The 16,979-nt window shown below is 61.4% G+C and carries 15 protein-coding genes; 1 reads left to right on the forward strand and 14 read right to left on the reverse strand.

Features of this window, described 5'->3' with window-relative positions; all coding sequences use genetic code 11:
- Window position 1 precedes the first annotated feature (1 nt).
- The 13 genes from CCR95_RS06340 to rpoE all read right to left on the reverse strand — a co-directional run bounded on the left by CCR95_RS06340 (window position 2) and on the right by rpoE (window position 11,722).
- A complete protein-coding gene (locus CCR95_RS06340; RefSeq protein ID WP_201092841.1) occupies window positions 2–1,126 on the reverse strand; it encodes a sulfur reduction protein DsrS in 1,125 nt (374 codons plus the stop codon).
- A 39-nt stretch (window positions 1,127–1,165) separates the two neighbouring features.
- Window positions 1,166–1,480 (reverse strand): HesB/IscA family protein, encoded by a 315-nt coding sequence (locus CCR95_RS06345; protein ID WP_201092843.1) that lies wholly within the window; start codon window positions 1,478–1,480, stop codon window positions 1,166–1,168.
- 216 nt (window positions 1,481–1,696) lie between these two features.
- Window positions 1,697–2,446, reverse strand: coding sequence for a DNA repair protein RecO (gene recO, locus CCR95_RS06350; RefSeq protein WP_201092845.1), 750 nt, complete (start codon window positions 2,444–2,446; stop codon window positions 1,697–1,699).
- Window positions 2,447–2,488: 42 nt separating this feature from the next.
- Entirely contained in the window at window positions 2,489–3,424 is a 936-nt protein-coding gene (gene era, locus CCR95_RS06355; RefSeq protein ID WP_201092847.1) for a GTPase Era, read from the reverse strand.
- The gene (gene rnc / locus CCR95_RS06360; RefSeq protein WP_201092849.1) at window positions 3,421–4,095 is read right to left on the reverse strand and encodes a ribonuclease III; all 675 of its coding nucleotides are present in this window, start codon (window positions 4,093–4,095) and stop codon (window positions 3,421–3,423) included. Before rnc ends, era begins: the two co-directional genes overlap by 4 nt.
- Entirely contained in the window at window positions 4,092–4,481 is a 390-nt protein-coding gene (locus CCR95_RS06365; RefSeq protein ID WP_201092850.1) for a DUF4845 domain-containing protein, read from the reverse strand. The genes rnc and CCR95_RS06365 overlap by 4 nt, the downstream gene beginning before the upstream one ends.
- A 25-nt stretch (window positions 4,482–4,506) precedes the next feature.
- A complete protein-coding gene (gene lepB / locus CCR95_RS06370; protein ID WP_201092851.1) occupies window positions 4,507–5,349 on the reverse strand; it encodes a signal peptidase I in 843 nt (280 codons plus the stop codon).
- 117 nt (window positions 5,350–5,466) lie between these two features.
- A complete protein-coding gene (lepA, locus tag CCR95_RS06375) occupies window positions 5,467–7,269 on the reverse strand; it encodes a translation elongation factor 4 (RefSeq protein WP_201092852.1) in 1,803 nt (600 codons plus the stop codon).
- Window positions 7,270–7,522: 253 nt separating this feature from the next.
- On the reverse strand, window positions 7,523–8,947 hold the full coding sequence (locus CCR95_RS06380) for a DegQ family serine endoprotease (RefSeq protein ID WP_201092853.1): 1,425 nt from the start codon (window positions 8,945–8,947) through the stop codon (window positions 7,523–7,525).
- A 41-nt stretch (window positions 8,948–8,988) separates the two neighbouring features.
- The gene (locus CCR95_RS06385; RefSeq protein ID WP_201092854.1) at window positions 8,989–9,465 is read right to left on the reverse strand and encodes a SoxR reducing system RseC family protein; all 477 of its coding nucleotides are present in this window, start codon (window positions 9,463–9,465) and stop codon (window positions 8,989–8,991) included.
- Entirely contained in the window at window positions 9,462–10,445 is a 984-nt protein-coding gene (locus CCR95_RS06390; RefSeq protein WP_201092856.1) for a MucB/RseB C-terminal domain-containing protein, read from the reverse strand. Before CCR95_RS06390 ends, CCR95_RS06385 begins: the two co-directional genes overlap by 4 nt.
- Entirely contained in the window at window positions 10,429–11,007 is a 579-nt protein-coding gene (locus CCR95_RS06395) for a sigma-E factor negative regulatory protein (RefSeq protein ID WP_201092858.1), read from the reverse strand. Before CCR95_RS06395 ends, CCR95_RS06390 begins: the two co-directional genes overlap by 17 nt.
- Window positions 11,008–11,143: 136 nt before the next feature.
- The gene (rpoE, locus tag CCR95_RS06400) at window positions 11,144–11,722 is read right to left on the reverse strand and encodes an RNA polymerase sigma factor RpoE (protein ID WP_201092860.1); all 579 of its coding nucleotides are present in this window, start codon (window positions 11,720–11,722) and stop codon (window positions 11,144–11,146) included.
- Window positions 11,723–11,961: 239 nt separating this feature from the next.
- Here rpoE and nadB point away from each other — a divergent pair, with 239 nt between their 5' ends.
- A complete protein-coding gene (gene nadB, locus CCR95_RS06405) occupies window positions 11,962–13,590 on the forward strand; it encodes an L-aspartate oxidase (protein ID WP_201092862.1) in 1,629 nt (542 codons plus the stop codon).
- A 642-nt stretch (window positions 13,591–14,232) separates the two neighbouring features.
- Here the strand turns inward: nadB and CCR95_RS06410 are convergent.
- Window positions 14,233–16,911, reverse strand: coding sequence for a bifunctional acetate--CoA ligase family protein/GNAT family N-acetyltransferase (locus tag CCR95_RS06410; RefSeq protein ID WP_201092864.1), 2,679 nt, complete (start codon window positions 16,909–16,911; stop codon window positions 14,233–14,235).
- Window positions 16,912–16,979: the final 68 nt, after the last annotated feature.

Consider the following 16,979-nt stretch of genomic DNA (forward strand, 5'->3'; position numbering starts at 1 on the left):
TTTAAACGAACTCACGACTGATGCGGCGCAATCGGTCTAAGGAGTCCTGGAGAGGAATGATGACAGGCGCAAGCTTGCGGCGCATGAGACTGCCGAGCGTGGTGGAGTCAGGCAGGATCGGCCGAATCAGGCCATACCCCACACCAGAGAGGAACCGCATGGCCGCGATTTCGGAGGCGAGGAGTGGCTCCTGCAGCAGAATCTTGGCGACATCAAGGTAGGCTCTATCCGGGTTGGCGAACCGCGTGGCATCCGCCAGCAGATCGTCGATCGCGAGATCGGGGTCGCCAGCCGGCCGCAGCACGGCGAAATACTCGCGCAGACAGACGAAGGTCGCGAGCACGACATCCTGACTGGGCGGCTTGGCCAGCACGGCCGCAACCGTCTTAAGGAACGCCTGTCCGCGCTCCGAGTAGACCCGCTGGAGCAGCACCGCGACAGCATCGCCCTGCCCCGCCAGGTCATGGACGGCTCCGGCGAGCGCACGCGCGGGAGCTGGTTCCGGCAGATCGTCCGGCAATGCCTGGAGAAATCCAACCAGATAAGATGGCTTGCGCGCGGCTTTACGCCAGAGGTCGCCGCGCCCTTCGCGGTCGAGCAATCCCGGCTGCAACACCAGCCGAACCGATTCGACGATCGCCTCGCTCTCCGTCTCGAAGGGCAGATATTCGATCAGATACTCCGCGAGAACCTGGCCCATGGCGCTTCGGGCGACGGCGAGATTGGAGAGCATGCGCCGCGCATTGCCGGCGTCTTCCATGGCCCACCAGGCGCGCCGCGCCAGTTCGTCGGTTAGGCCCGGGGCGCAGACGGCGGCGACCACGGCCTCTGGCTCGCCGAGCAGCAACAGTTGCGCGAGGCTTTCGTCGCGCATCTGGCCCATCCGGGTCCAGCGTTGCAGATAGATAGGGTAACCGCCGGGGGAGCCCAGGACATGGCCGGAGAGCAGTTCCCTGACCCGGCGCAGATACTGATCCGCGCGAGTATTGGGATTCAGTCGGATGGTGACTTCGCCCTGAACACCAAGGCTCTGAACAATCATCCGGCTCTCGTCGATACGGATCGCCTGCGGTTGATTGGCAAGCAGGACGTTGAGCCTGAGAGTATCCTCGGGACTGAGATCCATCGAATCAAGACGCCCTTGCTGATGGGGAAGCGAGCATCGCTAATCCTCGATCGGCGGCTTATAGTTCGGGTCTTTCGGGTTGAGAAAGATGAAATGGAACTGGCCCGGTTCAATTTCGACAAAATCCATGGTCGCTTGATCCAGTAGCGGAACCTGCTCGGGCGTCATGACGATATCGATACCCTCACAGGTCATCCGAATGTCATCCTCGGTCAGTTCGTCGAACCCCATGCGATAGTCGATACTGCCATCCGGCTGCTGGGCAGCAGCCAAGCGCAACGACATACCCTCGGTGCCACCCTGATTCGCCGCCTTGATAACCTGTTCGGCGGCTGCTGCTGTGAGTTTGAACATCTCGGACCTTTACTTGTTGGCTATCCGCTTTGGAACTGTCACAAGTTTAAACCTTATGATGTCGGTTTTGGACAGCGTCGCTTACTCGGCATGTCCTCGGTCAACGATCCTGGTCATGTCGACTGTCCAGATTGACGCCAGGCAACAAGCTAGCGAACCGGCCGGTTAGGCATTGGCGAAAAAGCCTTCATGAAACGCAACCATGCTCTCGATGCGCTATACACCCAGTTCATTCCGGGCACCGTACCAGCGTTGATAGAGTTCGCGGCTTTTCAGCGGACGCTCGCCCAGATAGGGCGTCAGTATCCCGCGCAGCAGGATCCGCGCCTCCCGTCGCTGCGCGAGATCCAGATCCTCGCCCCGCGTTAGGGCCAGCAGCGTCGCGCCGGACAGCACCGGCCCCGTCTCGACCGCCGCCGCCCGGCGCAATCCCCGTTCCGCCTCGTAACGATAAGACCGCTCCGCCAGCACGGGTTCCCGCCCGCCCGCCTCCCGATCCAGCGTCGGACCATAGCCCAATTCGTCCAGCAGACGCAGCTCGAACCGACGCAGCAGCGTCTCAAGCTCGACTCCCTCGGCCAGACGCGCGAGCGCGTCCTGATAGAAGGCGAAAAGCGGGTCATGCGAATCGTGCCGGGCGAGCAGGCGAACCAGCAGTTCATTGAGATAAAAACCACCCAGCAGGGCACGCCCCTGAAGTGCCATCGGGCGACCCGCGCCCTCGCTGCGGGTCAGGGTACGGACCTCGCCGCGCCCGACCGCCCCAAGCCATAAGGGTTGAAAAGGTTGCAGCAGCGCACTCGCCGGATTGCGCGGCCGACGCGCACCCTTGGCGATCACGGCAAAGCGCCCTACCCCGATCCCGAAGACCTCCAGCAGCAGACTGGTATTGGTATAGTCGCGCCGGTGCAGCACAAACGCCTGGAACAGTCCATCCCGAGTACGCGCGGGTGCAAGTCCGGTCATGTCATTCGATCGCTGACAACTGAAAACCGACCACTGAAAACGTTATTGGTCTTCGCGATACCCAAGACTGGCGATGGCCGCCTCGTCGCTCGACCAGCTCTTCTTGATCTTGACCCAGACTTCCAGATGCACCGGGCAGTCGAACAGCTTCTGCATCTCCTGGCGGGCCTGGCTGGCCGCGGCCTTGAGCGCCTCGCCTTGCTTGCCGATGATGATCGCTTTTTGACTCGCGCGCTCCACCCAAATCAGCGCATGGATCTGATAGCGTCCGTCCACCTGCTCGAAGCGTTCGATCTCGACCGATGTCCGATACGGGAGTTCCTCCCCATAACGCTGCATCAACTGCTCGCGTACCAGTTCGGCGGCGAAAAAGCGTTCGGAACGGTCGGTGAGCTGATCTTCCGGAAACAGCGGTTCGCCCTTTGGCAGGGCCGCCAGCACCGCCTGCTCCAACGCCTCGACCTGATCCCCATGGGTCGCGGAAACTGGGATCAGGGCCACAAAATCATGACGCTTGGACAGGATTTGCAGATAGGGGAGCAACGCCTGCTTGTCAGCCACCCGATCGACCTTGTTGACCACCGCGATCACTGGCACGCCGGCCAGGGCGACCGCCTCCAGCGCCTTGGCGTCTTCCTCGGTCCAGCGCAGCGCCTCGACGACCAGCAGGGCCAGATTGGTGTCGCTGAGCGTCGTGCGCGCGGCGCGATTCAGATAGCGGTTGAGCGCGCTGCCGCCGCGCTGATGGATACCGGGCGTGTCGACGAACAGGATCTGACCCTCGGGACGGGTTTTGATGCCGAGGATGGAGTGGCGCGTGGTCTGGGCCTTGTGGGAGGTAATGGCCAGTTTCTGTCCAAGGATGCGATTGAGCAGCGTCGATTTACCCACATTGGGACGGCCGACGATGGCCACATAGCCGCAATGTCCGGGCGCGGCGTCGGCGACACTCTCGTCCGGCATCTTTTGGTCGGTCATTTTTCGATTTGCTCCAACATGGCCTGGGCGGCCGACTGTTCGGCGCGCCGACGGCTGCTGCCCGTGCCGAAAGCGCACAGATTCCTGTCGGTCAACAGACAACTGACGGTAAAGATCTGATCGTGCTGATCGCCGCCGATCTCGGTCACGACATAGTCAGGCAGGGGCCACTTGCGCGACTGCAACCACTCCTGGAGACGGGTTTTGGGATCCTTGCCCGACTGCGCCGCGCTGGTGTCGTCGAGCCGCTCGGCGAACAGTCTCATGACCACGGTTTGCGTGGCCGCGAAACCGGCATCCAGATAGACGGCGCCCAGCACGGCCTCCAGCGCATCCGCCAGAATGGAATCGCGCGCATGGCCGCCGGTGCGCAACTCGCCCGCACCCAGCCTCAAATAATCGCCAAGGCGCAGACCGCGCGCCAGCCCGGCCAACGATTCGCGTTTCACCAGCGAGGCCCGCATGCGACTCAGGGTGCCCTCGTCAGCCTCGGGAAAACGCTCCCAAAGCACCTCGGCGATCAGGAAACCGATCAGGGCATCGCCGAGAAATTCCAGTCTTTCGTTGTTGAACGCCCCCGCGCTACGGTGCGTCAGTCCCTGTTCAAGCAGGTCTTCGCGTTTGAACGAATGCCCCAGGGCAAGCGCCAGACGGCGCGGATCCGCATTCACTGGGTCTTCACATCCACCTGGTAAGTGAACATCGCGACAGCATCGACATTGAAAAAGAGATGCACGCGCTGTTCGTAGTTGACCGTCACCTGATAGGTATTCTGTTCCAGCTTTTTGATGTCGAAATCCTTGGTGGTGATATTGGCCACGCTGTTGACATCCATGCGCTTGCCGATCGTATCGGCGATCCCGCGCGCTCCGCCCTGAAGGGTCTCGGATTGCTCGGCCACGCCGGTCATGATAGAGCGGATGGTCCAGAAGTTGAGATAGAGCGGTCCGAGCTTCAACAGGAGCGTCATGAAAAAGGCGATCAGCCCTATGGTAAAGATGATGCCGAGCATCCCCATGCCGCGCTGGCGCGAACCGAACCCAGACATTTTGCGCATTACAGATCTCTCCTAAGGACGCGGTTTAGTGAATTCCATCGCCCAGACGCGACCAGGCGATCGGCAGGCCGTCGCGCGCCCCATCCCAATGCATCCAGATCGCGAAGGCTTTACCGACTAGATTCGCGTCCGGCACGAACCCCCAGCACCGGCTGTCGTTGCTGTTGTCGCGATTGTCGCCCATCACAAAATAGTGCCCCGGCGGAACCCGGATCGAACCGAGCGCCAGCTTCTGACAGCCAAAAGGCAGATTCGGTGCGTTGGAGCGGGTCAGGATCCGATGTTCGACCCCGTCCAGACTCTCCAGGGCCTCGCGCGCGCCGGTCATTTCGATCCCGGAACCCTCGCCCGAGAAAGCGCCGATCGGCAGTTGGCCCATGGGTTCGCCATTCACGAAGACGGTCTTGTTCCGATAATCGATCTCGTCGCCCGGCAGACCGATCACGCGCTTGATGTAGTCGGTCGTGGGATCCAGGGGAAATTTGAACACGAGCACATCGCCGCGCTGGGGCTCGCCGAGTTCGATGAATTTGCGATTCAGCACCGGCAGCCGCAGACCGTAGGCAAATTTGTTGACCAGGATGAAATCGCCAGTCAAAAGGGTCGGCATCATCGAATTGGACGGAATCCGGAATGGCTCCACCAGAAAGGAGCGCAGGATCAGAACCGCGAAAATGACCGGGAAAAATGAGCGCGCGTATTCGACCAGGATCGGCTCGCGATAGCCGAATTTGCCCTCCTCGACCTGTGCGCCGGCGGCATCGGCCAACCGACGCCGGCGCGGCGCGAACAGCAGCGCATCGATCAGCCAGATACCACCGGTCAGGACCGATGCCAGGACGAGAAAAGCGGGGAAATCAAACGTCATTAGGAATCCTTATGGTGTTTTCGGCCGTATCACTTGAAACCGCGCCCCGAACGAAATGCGTCATGTTCATTTTATGTCGGGTTCTAAGGGCTTTTTCGGCCTCCGTGGAGACGCGGTTTAATTATCCTTGCCGACTTGCAGCACGGCAAGAAAGGCTTCTTGCGGGATATCCACTTTGCCGACCTGCTTCATGCGCTTCTTGCCTGCCTTCTGCTTCTCCAGCAGCTTGCGCTTGCGGGTCGCGTCGCCGCCGTAACATTTCGCGGTCACGTTCTTGCGCAAAGGCTTGACCGTGGTGCGGGCGATGATCTTGGATCCGATGGCAGCCTGGATCGCGACCTCGAACATCTGGCGCGGGATGAGATCCTTCATGCGGACGGTCACGTCATGGCCGCGCGCCTGCGAAACGGCGCGGTGCACGATGGAGGACAGCGAGTCAACCTTGTCGCCATTGATGAGGATATCCAGCTTGACCAGATCGGACGTCTGGAAACGCTTGAATTCGTATTCAAAAGAGGCAAAGCCCCGGCTGCACGACTTGAGCCGGTCGAAAAAGTCGAGCACCACCTCGCTCAACGGCAGTTCATAGGTCGCCTGCACCTGACCGCCCAGATACTGAAGCTGCTTCTGAACGCCGCGCTTCTCGATACAGAGATTGATGACCGCGCCCAGATAGTCCTGCGGCACCAGGATATGGGCCTCGATGATCGGCTCGCGCACCTCGCTGAACTTGCCCGGCTCGGGCAGGTTGGCGGGATTGTCGATCTTGATCAGTTCGCCGTCGCTGCGCAGCACCTCGTAGACCACCGTCGGGGCGGTGGTGATGAGATCGAGATCGTATTCGCGTTCGAGACGTTCCTGGATGATTTCCATGTGCAGCATCCCAAGGAAGCCGCAGCGAAAACCGAACCCGAGCGCCTGCGACACCTCGGGCTCGTAATGCAGCGCGGCATCGTTGAGCCGCAGCTTGGCGAGCGCCTCGCGTAGATCCTCGTAGTCGTCCGAGATCACCGTGTAGAGCCCGGCGAACACCCGCGGACGCATCTCCTTGAAACCGGGGAGCTTGGGCGCCGGGTGGTCGGGGCGGGTGATGGTATCGCCCACCGGCGCGCCGTCGATCTCCTTGATGCCGGCGACCATGTAACCGACCTCGCCAGCGCTCAGGACGTCGCGCTCGGTCTTCTTGGGGGTGAAGACACCGACCCCGTCGACCTGCTGAGTACGACCGGTCGACATGATCAGGATCTTATCGCGCCGACGCATCTCGCCATTCATGACCCGCACCAGCGACACCACGCCCACATAGGGATCGAACCAGGAGTCGATGATCAGCGCCTGCAGCGGCGCCTTGGGGTCGCCGGTCGGCGCGGGAATGTGCTCGACCAGCGCCTCCAGCAGATCCGGGATACCCTCGCCGGTCTTGGCGCTGACACGCAGCGCATGCTCGGCATCCAGACCGATGATTTCCTCGATTTCCCGGATCACCCGTTCCGGCTCGGCGGACGGCAGGTCGATCTTGTTCAGGACCGGCAGCACCTCCAGCCCCTGTTCGATGGCGGTATAACAGTTGGCGACGCTCTGCGCCTCGACGCCCTGGGCGGCATCGACCACCAGCAGCGCGCCCTCGCAGGCGGCTAGCGAGCGCGAGACCTCATAGGAGAAATCCACATGCCCCGGCGTGTCGATGAAATTCAACTGATAGGTCTCGCCATTGCGGGCCAGATAGTCGAGCGTCACGCTCTGCGCCTTGATGGTGATCCCGCGCTCGCGCTCCAGATCCATGGAGTCCAGCACCTGGCTGGACATCTCGCGGTCGGTCAGCGCGCCGCTGAGCTGGATGAAACGGTCGGCAATGGTCGATTTTCCGTGATCGATATGGGCGATGATCGAAAAATTGCGGATATGGCTGATGTCGGTCATCGAGAATCTGGACGCCGGGGGCTAATAAATGCGATGGGGACAGGGGTCCATGACAGAGGGTCGGGACGACGCCAACCAGGGGCGCTGGCGGCGACCGAGGCCACCGGCCACCTCACGAACGAACCTGCACGGGAAACCGCGTCATAGTAACAGACCTGAGCGGATCGGCGCACCGATCCGTTTGGCTACTGGCTCTGGCTACTCAGCGACGGACGACGCACCGATCCCGCCAGGTCTCCGCTTCTGGCCGGCGTCAGAGCTTCGGCATCTGGATGACGTAAAACATGCGGCTGTCCGCGCGCTGGACCAGAACCGCCACCGGGCGCCCGGGCTGAATGGATTCGAGGATCCGGTTAAACTCATTCATATCGGCAACGGGCTGATGATCGAGCATGAGAATGAGATCGCCCGCACGCAGACCGGCTTGATGAGCGGGTCCGGCATCGACACTTTCCACCAACACGCCGCCCTTCTCGATCTCCAGCAACTGACGCTGCTCGGCGGTCAGGTCACGCACAATGAGACCGATTCGATTGGCCGGCATCTCCTTGCGGGGGGACTCTTCGCCCGCGAGCTGTTCGTCCTCGGGGAGTTCCTCGATCTTGACGCCGAGGTCGACCTTTTCGCCTCGCCGCAACACCTGAAGAGTCGCCGTCTCGCCGACCCCTGTTGCGCCGACCAATGGCGGCAAGTCGCTCGATGTCAGGACCTCGCGGCCATTGAAGCTCAAAATGATATCGCCCGGGCGCAGATCGGCCGCCGCCGCCGGGCTATTGGGCAAGACCTGCGCGACTAGCGCGCCGCGCGGCTGGGGCATGCCGAAAGTTTCGGCCAGCTCGCGGGTCACGTCCTGGATCAGCACGCCCAGCCAGCCGCGACTGACCTTACCCTTGGTCTTGAGCTGATTGACCACATCCATGGCGACATCGATCGGGATGGCGAACGATAGACCCATGAAGCCACCGGTGCGACTGTAGATCTGACTGTTGACGCCCACCACCTCGCCATTCAGGTTGAAGAGCGGTCCGCCGGAGTTGCCGGGATTGATGGCCACGTCCGTCTGAATGAAAGGCACGTAATTCTCGGTCGGCAGGCTGCGGCCCTTGGCGCTGACGATGCCGGCGGTGGCCGATGCCTCGAAACCAAAAGGCGAGCCGATCGCAAGCACCCATTCGCCCACCTGCAAATTCTTCGAGGAGCCGATTCTGGCAACCGGCAGCCCTTCGCCAGCCACTTTCAGAAGCGCCATGTCGCTGCGCTTGTCGGTCCCGACCAAGGTTGCGACGAACTCGCGGCGATCGCTGGTCCGTACCACAATCTCGTCGGCCCCATCGACAACGTGCGAATTCGTCAGGATATAACCGTCCGACGAGACGATGAAGCCCGAGCCTAGCGAACGCGATTGCAGGGCATCGTCTGGGGTCTCACCCTCTTCGCCAAAAAAATGGCGGAAAAAATCTTGCAGCGGGCTGTCTTCCGGCAGGTCCGGAACAGAAAATTCGCGAGGGGCCGTCAGTGATTGTGCCGACTGCTTGGTGCTGATATTGACCACGACAGGGCCATTATCGCTGACCAAGGACGTAAAGTCGGGCAGCTCTCGGCTTAAGGCACTTCCAGGGGTTAGCGTCACAATCAGTAACGCGGTCAGAGCGAGCGACAGGACGGGCATGGGTCGCATGGTGACTCCGGTCATAGAGAGGTTTGCGGATTGGAATATTTTCATTCTTGGAAATCTTCGCGAATCTCTGGCGGCGGAACCGCGCTCGCAGCGACTTCAAGCCGCCGCAGGATCAACGGATCCGGCGCGGAGGTGACACTGTAGCCGCGCTGCCAGATCATTGCCAGTGCAAGACCGAGGAGGGCGCCCAACAAGCTGGTCGCATCGGCATGGGTACCCCCCAGGGTTTCGCCCATCAGCGCGCCGGCAAGCAAGGCCAGAACCGGCGCTAGATAGGCCGCCGCGGCGGCCTTCAGTAGACTCTGTTCCGGGATCCCGATGACCACCTGATCGCCAACCGCGGCATTTGCCTGGTTCAGCGCGGACAGTTCGACGGCTCGCCGTCCGACATAACGTTCCAGGAACGATGTCCCGCAGGCGTTCTGGACGGCGCAGGTTCCGCATGCGGTTCGCCGCTGGGTCCGTACCCGAACCGAATCCCCGGAGCGCGCGACCACGGTCCCCTGTTCCTCGATCATGGCATCAACCGAGCGCCCGCGATCGCGGCCTCGACCGTTGCCGCCGGCACTTCGCCGATGACGGTCACCTGATGCCCGTCGATTTTCCTGCCGGTGGCATGCACGGCGCCAATATTGGTCAGACCGTCCAGACCCTCCTCGGCACCATCCTCGACATAGATCGAGTAGGCGGACAGTCGATCCGTAAACAGGAAATGTTCGGCCACGGAACCATCGGTCTGCTTGATTTTATTGTGCATCACGAGTTGAAAACCCTTGGGAGGATCACTAAAGCGCCAGCGGCTCATCGACTCGGTCACGGGAGCATTGCGAACGGGCTGCCCAACCAGGGCAGGCGCCACACCATCGGAGGCTTTAAAGACGATGGAGGTGAACATCAGTTGCTCAAGCGGCTCCTGATCCTGGTCGATCAGGTCGGACTTCAGCGGCAGCGCGGTCTCTCGGTCGATATGAAACCGATAGCCGTAACGGAGCCGGTCCCGCGGGATAATGCCGACCACATCGGTATCGCGGCCCGCGATACGAGCGGTCCCAAGAATTCCCGCGTGATAATGATTTTTCAGCAGGGCGGGATCGATTCCATCGGTTGCGAGGATATGACCGCCGCCATGACGCTCGACCGAGAGCGGATGTCCATCGGGGAGCGCGCACAGGACGCGATCGCGTTCCCTGGCCACCGCGCGCACTGGACCGCTTAATGAAATCAGCCGCTCCTGGACCCGTCCCTCTTCGACATGATGCAGAAGGCTGAGTGTCTCCAGACGATTCTCGTGCAGATAAACCAGGACTCCCTCGTAGTTTAACGATCGCAATGCCTCGGCCATGCGTTCGAGCAGAATCCCGACTTGCTGTGTCGTGTCCGCGGGCGGCATCTCCTCCGCGGTCGCTGCGCTCAGGGCCGGACCGGCCGCGCCGAGCCCGCACAAACAGAGGAATCCAAACAGCCGAAAGGACATCCGCGGGCTAGCGTGGAAGTTCATAACCGACGAATGTCGCATAGTGGAGCATACCTTTGGCCCCGGTCGCGGGTGCGGTCTCTTGGTGGGTCACCAGAAACAGATCGAGCTTACTGGCGAGATCGGGGCGATCCAACTGCCAACGCCCGCCCATCCGATCGGGGAGCGGTTCGCGACTGGCGAGTGGCGTCATCTTGATTGCGCCGTTGGAGAAAATGGCGGCATCCCGCAGCAGGGTTGGAGCCACGAAGATCGCCAGAAAGGCAACGCTGGCGGCGAGCGCCATGCCAACGAGCGACGAGTACTGCAGCCGTGTCCGGTGTGCGTGTCGACGCGGGAGGATTCGGGGCGGCTCCAAGGCAAGCGATTCGCGTACCCGGTCGGCGACCCCCCGGTGCTCGAAAGCGAAATGTTCGCCACGAATCGCGAGTCCAATCAGATGATTGCGCTCCCAGGTTTTGCGCAGGCTCGCATCCTCTGCCAGGGCATCGAGCAGGCGCGCGGCGCTCGCCGGGTCGAGTTCGCCATCCTGCAATTCGGAAAGCCGTTGTCGTTGCTCGTCAATCAGTCGATGCTCATCGGTCATTGGGTTCACGCCTGAGCTGGATATCGTCGGGTTTCAATTGGGTTCCAAGTGATCGACGTGGCGTCATACGCCCCATCGAAGGTCCGGACCGGCTTGCGCGCCACCTGACCGAGTCGGGTGCCAGCGCTTCATCGAATCAGTCCTCAAGCAAGGGCCGCAGCCGTTTGTCGATGACCTCCCGGGCGCGAAAGATCCGTGATCTGACGGTGCCGATCGGACAGTCCATGGCAGTGGCGATTTCTTCATAACTCATTCCTTCAAATTCCCGCAGCACGATGGCCGTGCGCAGATCGTCGGGTAACTCGTCAAGCGCGCGCTGGACCGTCATGGCAATCTCATCGGTCAGCAGGAGCCGCTCGGGGGTCGCCGACTCGCGCAGGCGGCGCCCCATGTCCATCTGTTCAGCCAGCTCGGCCTCGATATCGTCGCCGGGCGGCCGGCGCCCCTGGGCGACCAGGTGATTCTTGACGGTATTGACCGCGATCCGATAAAGCCAGGTATAAAAAGCGCTTTCGCCACGGAACCCCGGCAAGGCACGATACGCCTTGATAAAGGCGTCCTGGGTCACATCCATGACTTCGCTCGAATCCCGGATGTATCGGGAGATCAAGTTTGCTACCTTCTGCTGATATTTCAGAACCAGCAGGTCGAAGGCACGCGTGTCTCCCGCCTGAGCACGCCCAACCAGTTCGTGATCGGACTGGCGCTCAGACATGAATTCGTTCCGCCGGGCTTGCAACCATCGGTTCCGTTGGCATGGACAATTCACCGAAAAAGAAGTTCTTGAAAATGGATGAGATGCGGCCGCGGCAGGCCAAATCATCAACCAAATCTTGATCCAGGTCGACTTAAGGGTAGGTTCTGGATACCACCGGGTTTTATGAGCGCAGCAGCGCTGGCGCATCCGAGACCGTCGCGGACTGAATTTTTCCGCCTTCCAAGTGAGCACATTCCATGTCCGAACATTCTTTTCGTCATGACGTACTGATCCTCGGCAGCGGCGCCGCAGGCCTTAGCCTGGCGCTGCGTCTGCGCGAGGATCTCTCCGTGGCGGTCATCTCCAAGCGTGAACTCAGCGAGGGCAGCACGCTGTATGCCCAAGGCGGAATCTCCGCGGTTCTCGATGCCACGGACTCGATCGAATCGCACGTTCAGGACACCCTCAAGGCCGGCGCGGGGCTCTGCGATCGCAAGGCGGTGCGGCACGTCGTCGAGCGCGGCCCCGACAACATCCGCTGGCTGCTCGACCAGGGCGTCGAATTCACGCGCGACGCGGAATTCGCCTCCGCCGGCGGCTATCATCTTACCCGCGAGGGCGGCCACAGCCACCGACGCATCGTGCATGCCGCCGATGCCACGGGGCATGCCATCGAGACCACGCTGGAGGCCCAGGTCCGTGCCAGACCCAATGTCACAGTCTACGAACAGCATATCGCGGTCGACCTGATCACCTCCAGACATCTTCAAGATCACCGGGAGCACCGCTGTCTTGGTGCCTATATCTTCAACCGCGCAATCGACCGGGTCGAGACCTTTCTGGCTCGCTTCGTCGTGCTTGCGACCGGCGGTGCCAGCAAGGTCTATCTCTATACCAGCAATCCGGATGTCTCCACCGGCGACGGTATTGCCATGGCCTGGCGCGCGGGCTGCCGGGTCGCCAACATGGAGTTCATGCAGTTCCACCCCACCTGTCTCTATCATCCGGAGGCGCGCACCTTCCTGATCACCGAGGCATTGCGGGGCGAGGGTGCGCACCTGCTGCTGCCCGACGGCGAGCGCTTCATGCCGCGCTTCGACAGCCGTGCCGAACTCGCGCCCCGCGACATCGTCGCACGCGCCATCGACCACGAAATGAAGCGGCTCGGCACCGAATGCGTGTACCTGGACATTTCTCGCCGTCCGGCGAATTTTATCGTCGAGCACTTTCCGACCATCCATAAGCGCTGCCTTGAATTAGGGATCGACATCACCCGCGAACCGATTCCGGTTGTCCCCGCCGCGCACTATACCTGCGGTGGTGTGATGGTCGATCAACATGCCCGCACCGACCTGACCGGTCTCTATGCCAGCGGCGAAACCGCGTATACCGGGTTGCACGGCGCCAATCGCATGGCGAGTAATTCGCTGCTGGAATGTCTGGTCTATTCGGAGTCGGCGGCCCAGGACATCGAACGTCGGATCGGTGGGTATCCAGCGCCGCCGGACGTGCCCGACTGGGACGAGAGCCGGGTGACCGAACCCGACGAGGAGGTGGTGGTGACGCACAATTGGGACGAGTTGCGCCGATTCATGTGGGATTATGTCGGCATCGTGCGAACCAATAAACGACTGCGTCGCGCCAAGCGGCGGGCCGATCTACTTGCCCAAGAGGTGATCGAATACTACAGCCACTTCCGGGTCAGCAACGACTTGATCGAATTGCGTAATCTGCTCGAAGTCGCGGATCTCATCATTCAATCGGCGTTGCGCCGCCGCGAGAGCCGGGGATTGCATTACACGTTGGATTTTCCCAACAAGGATGCCAGCCAGCGCGTACCCACGATCCTGATCCCGGATTATTATCAACCACGCGTGGATTGTTGAGCCCGGGTCGTTCAGCTATCGTGTTGTCGAGTGACCGCTGGCAATCGCCCAGATAAAGGAATCGGATGACGGCAGGAACTTCCAGCGCTTGTGATGCGAGCGCTGGAGTCCAATCACAATGACTCTCATGACACAAATCGTGCCATCCAAGCGTTATTCCTTGTTTCTCCTTGATTCTTGAAGCATTTTAATATAGTCCAAGCGAACCTGACAACTTCTCCAGTCAAGTTGCGTGCAACCATCGGCTTCTTCGCAGTCAAACTGGCACCGTGCGAGATCATCGGGCACTTCAGTAATCCACCAGCTTACCCAACTCCTCCAAGCACTCTGAAGGAAACGAACAGGGGGGAGTAACGTGTTTTCCATCCGCCTCTCCTTGTACACGCAATCGCCTAAATCAAACTGCCTCCGCTTTTATACGGCTAGTGTGCTATTTCGAGTCATGAACCAAGGTTTCATGAGCACACAAATCAGCAGAGCAATCGCCGCAATCAAGTCGATCGAACAGATTCAAATGTCGACAGATTGTTAACGCAATAAATGCTTAGGTATTTAACCTTAACCGGCGAAAAAACACAATTTATCCTCAGGCGAAATCGTGCGCTGGATCACTCGTCGGAGAAAGAAGCCGCATCTGCCTAGCTAGAGAACCTTGCTTACCAGCTTGATCGCCAAATCCTGCGGATCGCTCTCGATGCGGAATCCGAGCGATTTGACCAATGCCAGCATCCGGTTGTTGGCGGTCAATACCTCGCCATCCATCACCCGGAACCCGCGCGAGCGGGCGTTCTGCATCAGCGAGCGCATCAGCCGGGCGCCGATCCCGAGATTGCGCCAGGTGTCCGAGACGACGATGGCGAACTCGCAGTCCTCGCCGCCCGGCCGGGACATATAGCGGGCCACGCCGACCTCGATCTCGACGCCGTCGTTCTCGACCACCCCGATCAGGGCCATCTCGCGGTCGTAGTCGATTTGGGTGAATCGCACCAGCATCTCCGGCGTCAGTTCCTTGATTGCCTGCATAAACCGGAAATATTTGGTCTGCTCCGACAGGCCGCGCACGAATTCCTGCTCCAGCTCGGCGTCCTCGGGGCGGATCGGACGGATCACCAGATCCCGACCGTCGGGCAGTTGCGCGCGTTCGATCAGATGGCTCGGGTAGGGATGGATGGCCATGTGGCCATAGGTCGGCTGCTGGGGCGGGCGATAGTCGACATGGATGCGGGCATCGACCGCGATCACTTCCTTGTCGTTGCCGATCAGCGGATTGATGTCCATGCGGATGATCTCGGGCAACTCGCAGACCATCTCCGAGACCCGTTGCAGGATCTTGGCCAGGGCGACGCGATTCATCGGCGGCATGTGCTGGAAGGCGCCCATCAAACGCACAATGCGGGTGTGATCGATCATGGTCTCGATGATGAAGGCATTGAGTGGCGGCAGACCCAGCGCCCGGTCTTCCAGCACCTCCTCCTGGGTGCCGCCGGCCCCGAAGCTGATCACCGGGCCGAAGATTTTGTCGCGGAACACGGTGACCATCAACTCGCGCGCGGCCCGCGTCGAGGCCATGTGCTCGACGGTAATGCCTTCGAGCCGCGCCTCGGGACGCAGCCGCTTGGCGCGGTCGACAATCTCGGTGAAGATCCGGCGCACCGACAGGGCGTCGTCGATGTTCAGCCGCACCCCATCGACATCCGATTTGTGCTCCAGATCCGGCGAGTTGATCTTCATCACCACCGGAAAGCCCAGCACTTCGGCGGCCATCAGCGCCTCGTTCGGCGTGCGCGTCAAGACCGCCTGCATGGTTGGAACGCGAAAGGCCGACAGGATCGCCTTAGCCTCCACCGTGCCGAGCGTCTTGCGGCCCTCGGCCATCACGCCCTCGATGATCAGACGCGCCCCCTCGACATCGGGCGGATCCTCGTGGGAGAGCGGCGCGGGCGACTGCATCAGCAGCTTCTGATTGCGGTGATGGGTAGCCAGGAAGGAAAAGGCTTCAGCCGCCGCCTCCGGGCTCTCGAACTGCGGAACGTCGTTCGCGGACAGCAGCGCCTGTGCCTCGACGACCCGCTTGCCGCCCATCCAGCAGGCCAGCACCGGCTTGCGGCTAGCCTTGGCCGCCTCGATGACCTGATTGGCGGTCGCGACCGGATCCCCAAAGACCAACGGAGACAGGATACAGAGCACCCCATCGACTTCATCGTCCGCGAGACAGGCATTGAGCGCCAACCGATAGCGCTCGGGCGGCGCGTCGCCGATGATATCCACCGGATTGCCGTGCGACCAGTACCCCGGCAGCCCCTGCTCCAGCGTCTGGCGCGTGGCATCGCTGAACTGCGCCAGCGTCAGCCCCAGTTCCACCATGCGATCGGCCGCCAGGACGCCTGGCCCGCCGCCGTTGGTGATGATGGCGATGCGGTCCCCGGCCAGCCGGCGACGGGTGCCGAAGACCTGGGCGGCGGCGAACAACTGATCCAGATCCGAGACCTGGACCACGCCCGCGCGCTCGGTCACGGCCCGAAACACGTCCGGGGAGCCGACAAAACCGCCGGTATGCGACTTGATCGCGCGCGTCCCGGCCGGATGCCGTCCGGCCTTGACCACGATCACCGGCTTGAGCCGCGCGGCGGCGCGCAATCCGCTCATGAAATGGCGGGCATGGCGGATGCCTTCCACATAGAGCAGGATGCACTGGGTCTGAGTGTCGAGCGCGAGATAATCCAGAATGTCGCCAAAGTCCACATCGGCTGCCGCGCCCAGGGACACTACGGCGGAAAAGCCCACCTTGCGCCGTTCGGACCAATCGATCATCGCGGTGCAGATGGCGCCGGATTGCGAGACCAGCGCGACGTTGCCGGGGTGCGGCAGATCCTGGCCCACGCTTGCGTTGAGTCCGTGCTGCGGACGCATCACCCCCAGACAATTCGGTCCGAGCACCCGGATGCGATGGCGCCGGGCCGCCTCGACCATCTTCTCCTGCAAGACCTTGCCGCGTTCGCCGTGCTCGCCGAAACCGGCGGAGTGGACTACCGCCACCTTGACGCCGTAGCCGCCGCACTGATCGAGAATCGCCGGAACCGCCTCGGCGGGCGCGGCGATCAGCGCCAGATCGACCTGCTTGTCGAGCGCCTTCAGATTCGGATAACAAGGTTCGTCGGCGACCTGATCGTATTTCGGATTGATGGCGTAACAGTGACCCTTGAACCCGCCCGCGAGCAGGTTGCGAAACACCATGCCGCCGATCGAGCCCTCACTGTCGCTCGCGCCAAAAACCGCCACGGCACTGGGTGTAAAGAGTTGATCGATATCTGATAAGCGCATGGGGTTTGCCCTCCGGGGCAAAAAAGCGGTTAATCTGCGGTACTGCCGCCGGAGTGCGGCAATGAAAA

Origin of the sequence: Thiocystis minor, from assembly GCF_016653465.1 — a bacterium.
Taxonomy (GTDB): domain Bacteria; phylum Pseudomonadota; class Gammaproteobacteria; order Chromatiales; family Chromatiaceae; genus Chromatium; species Chromatium minus.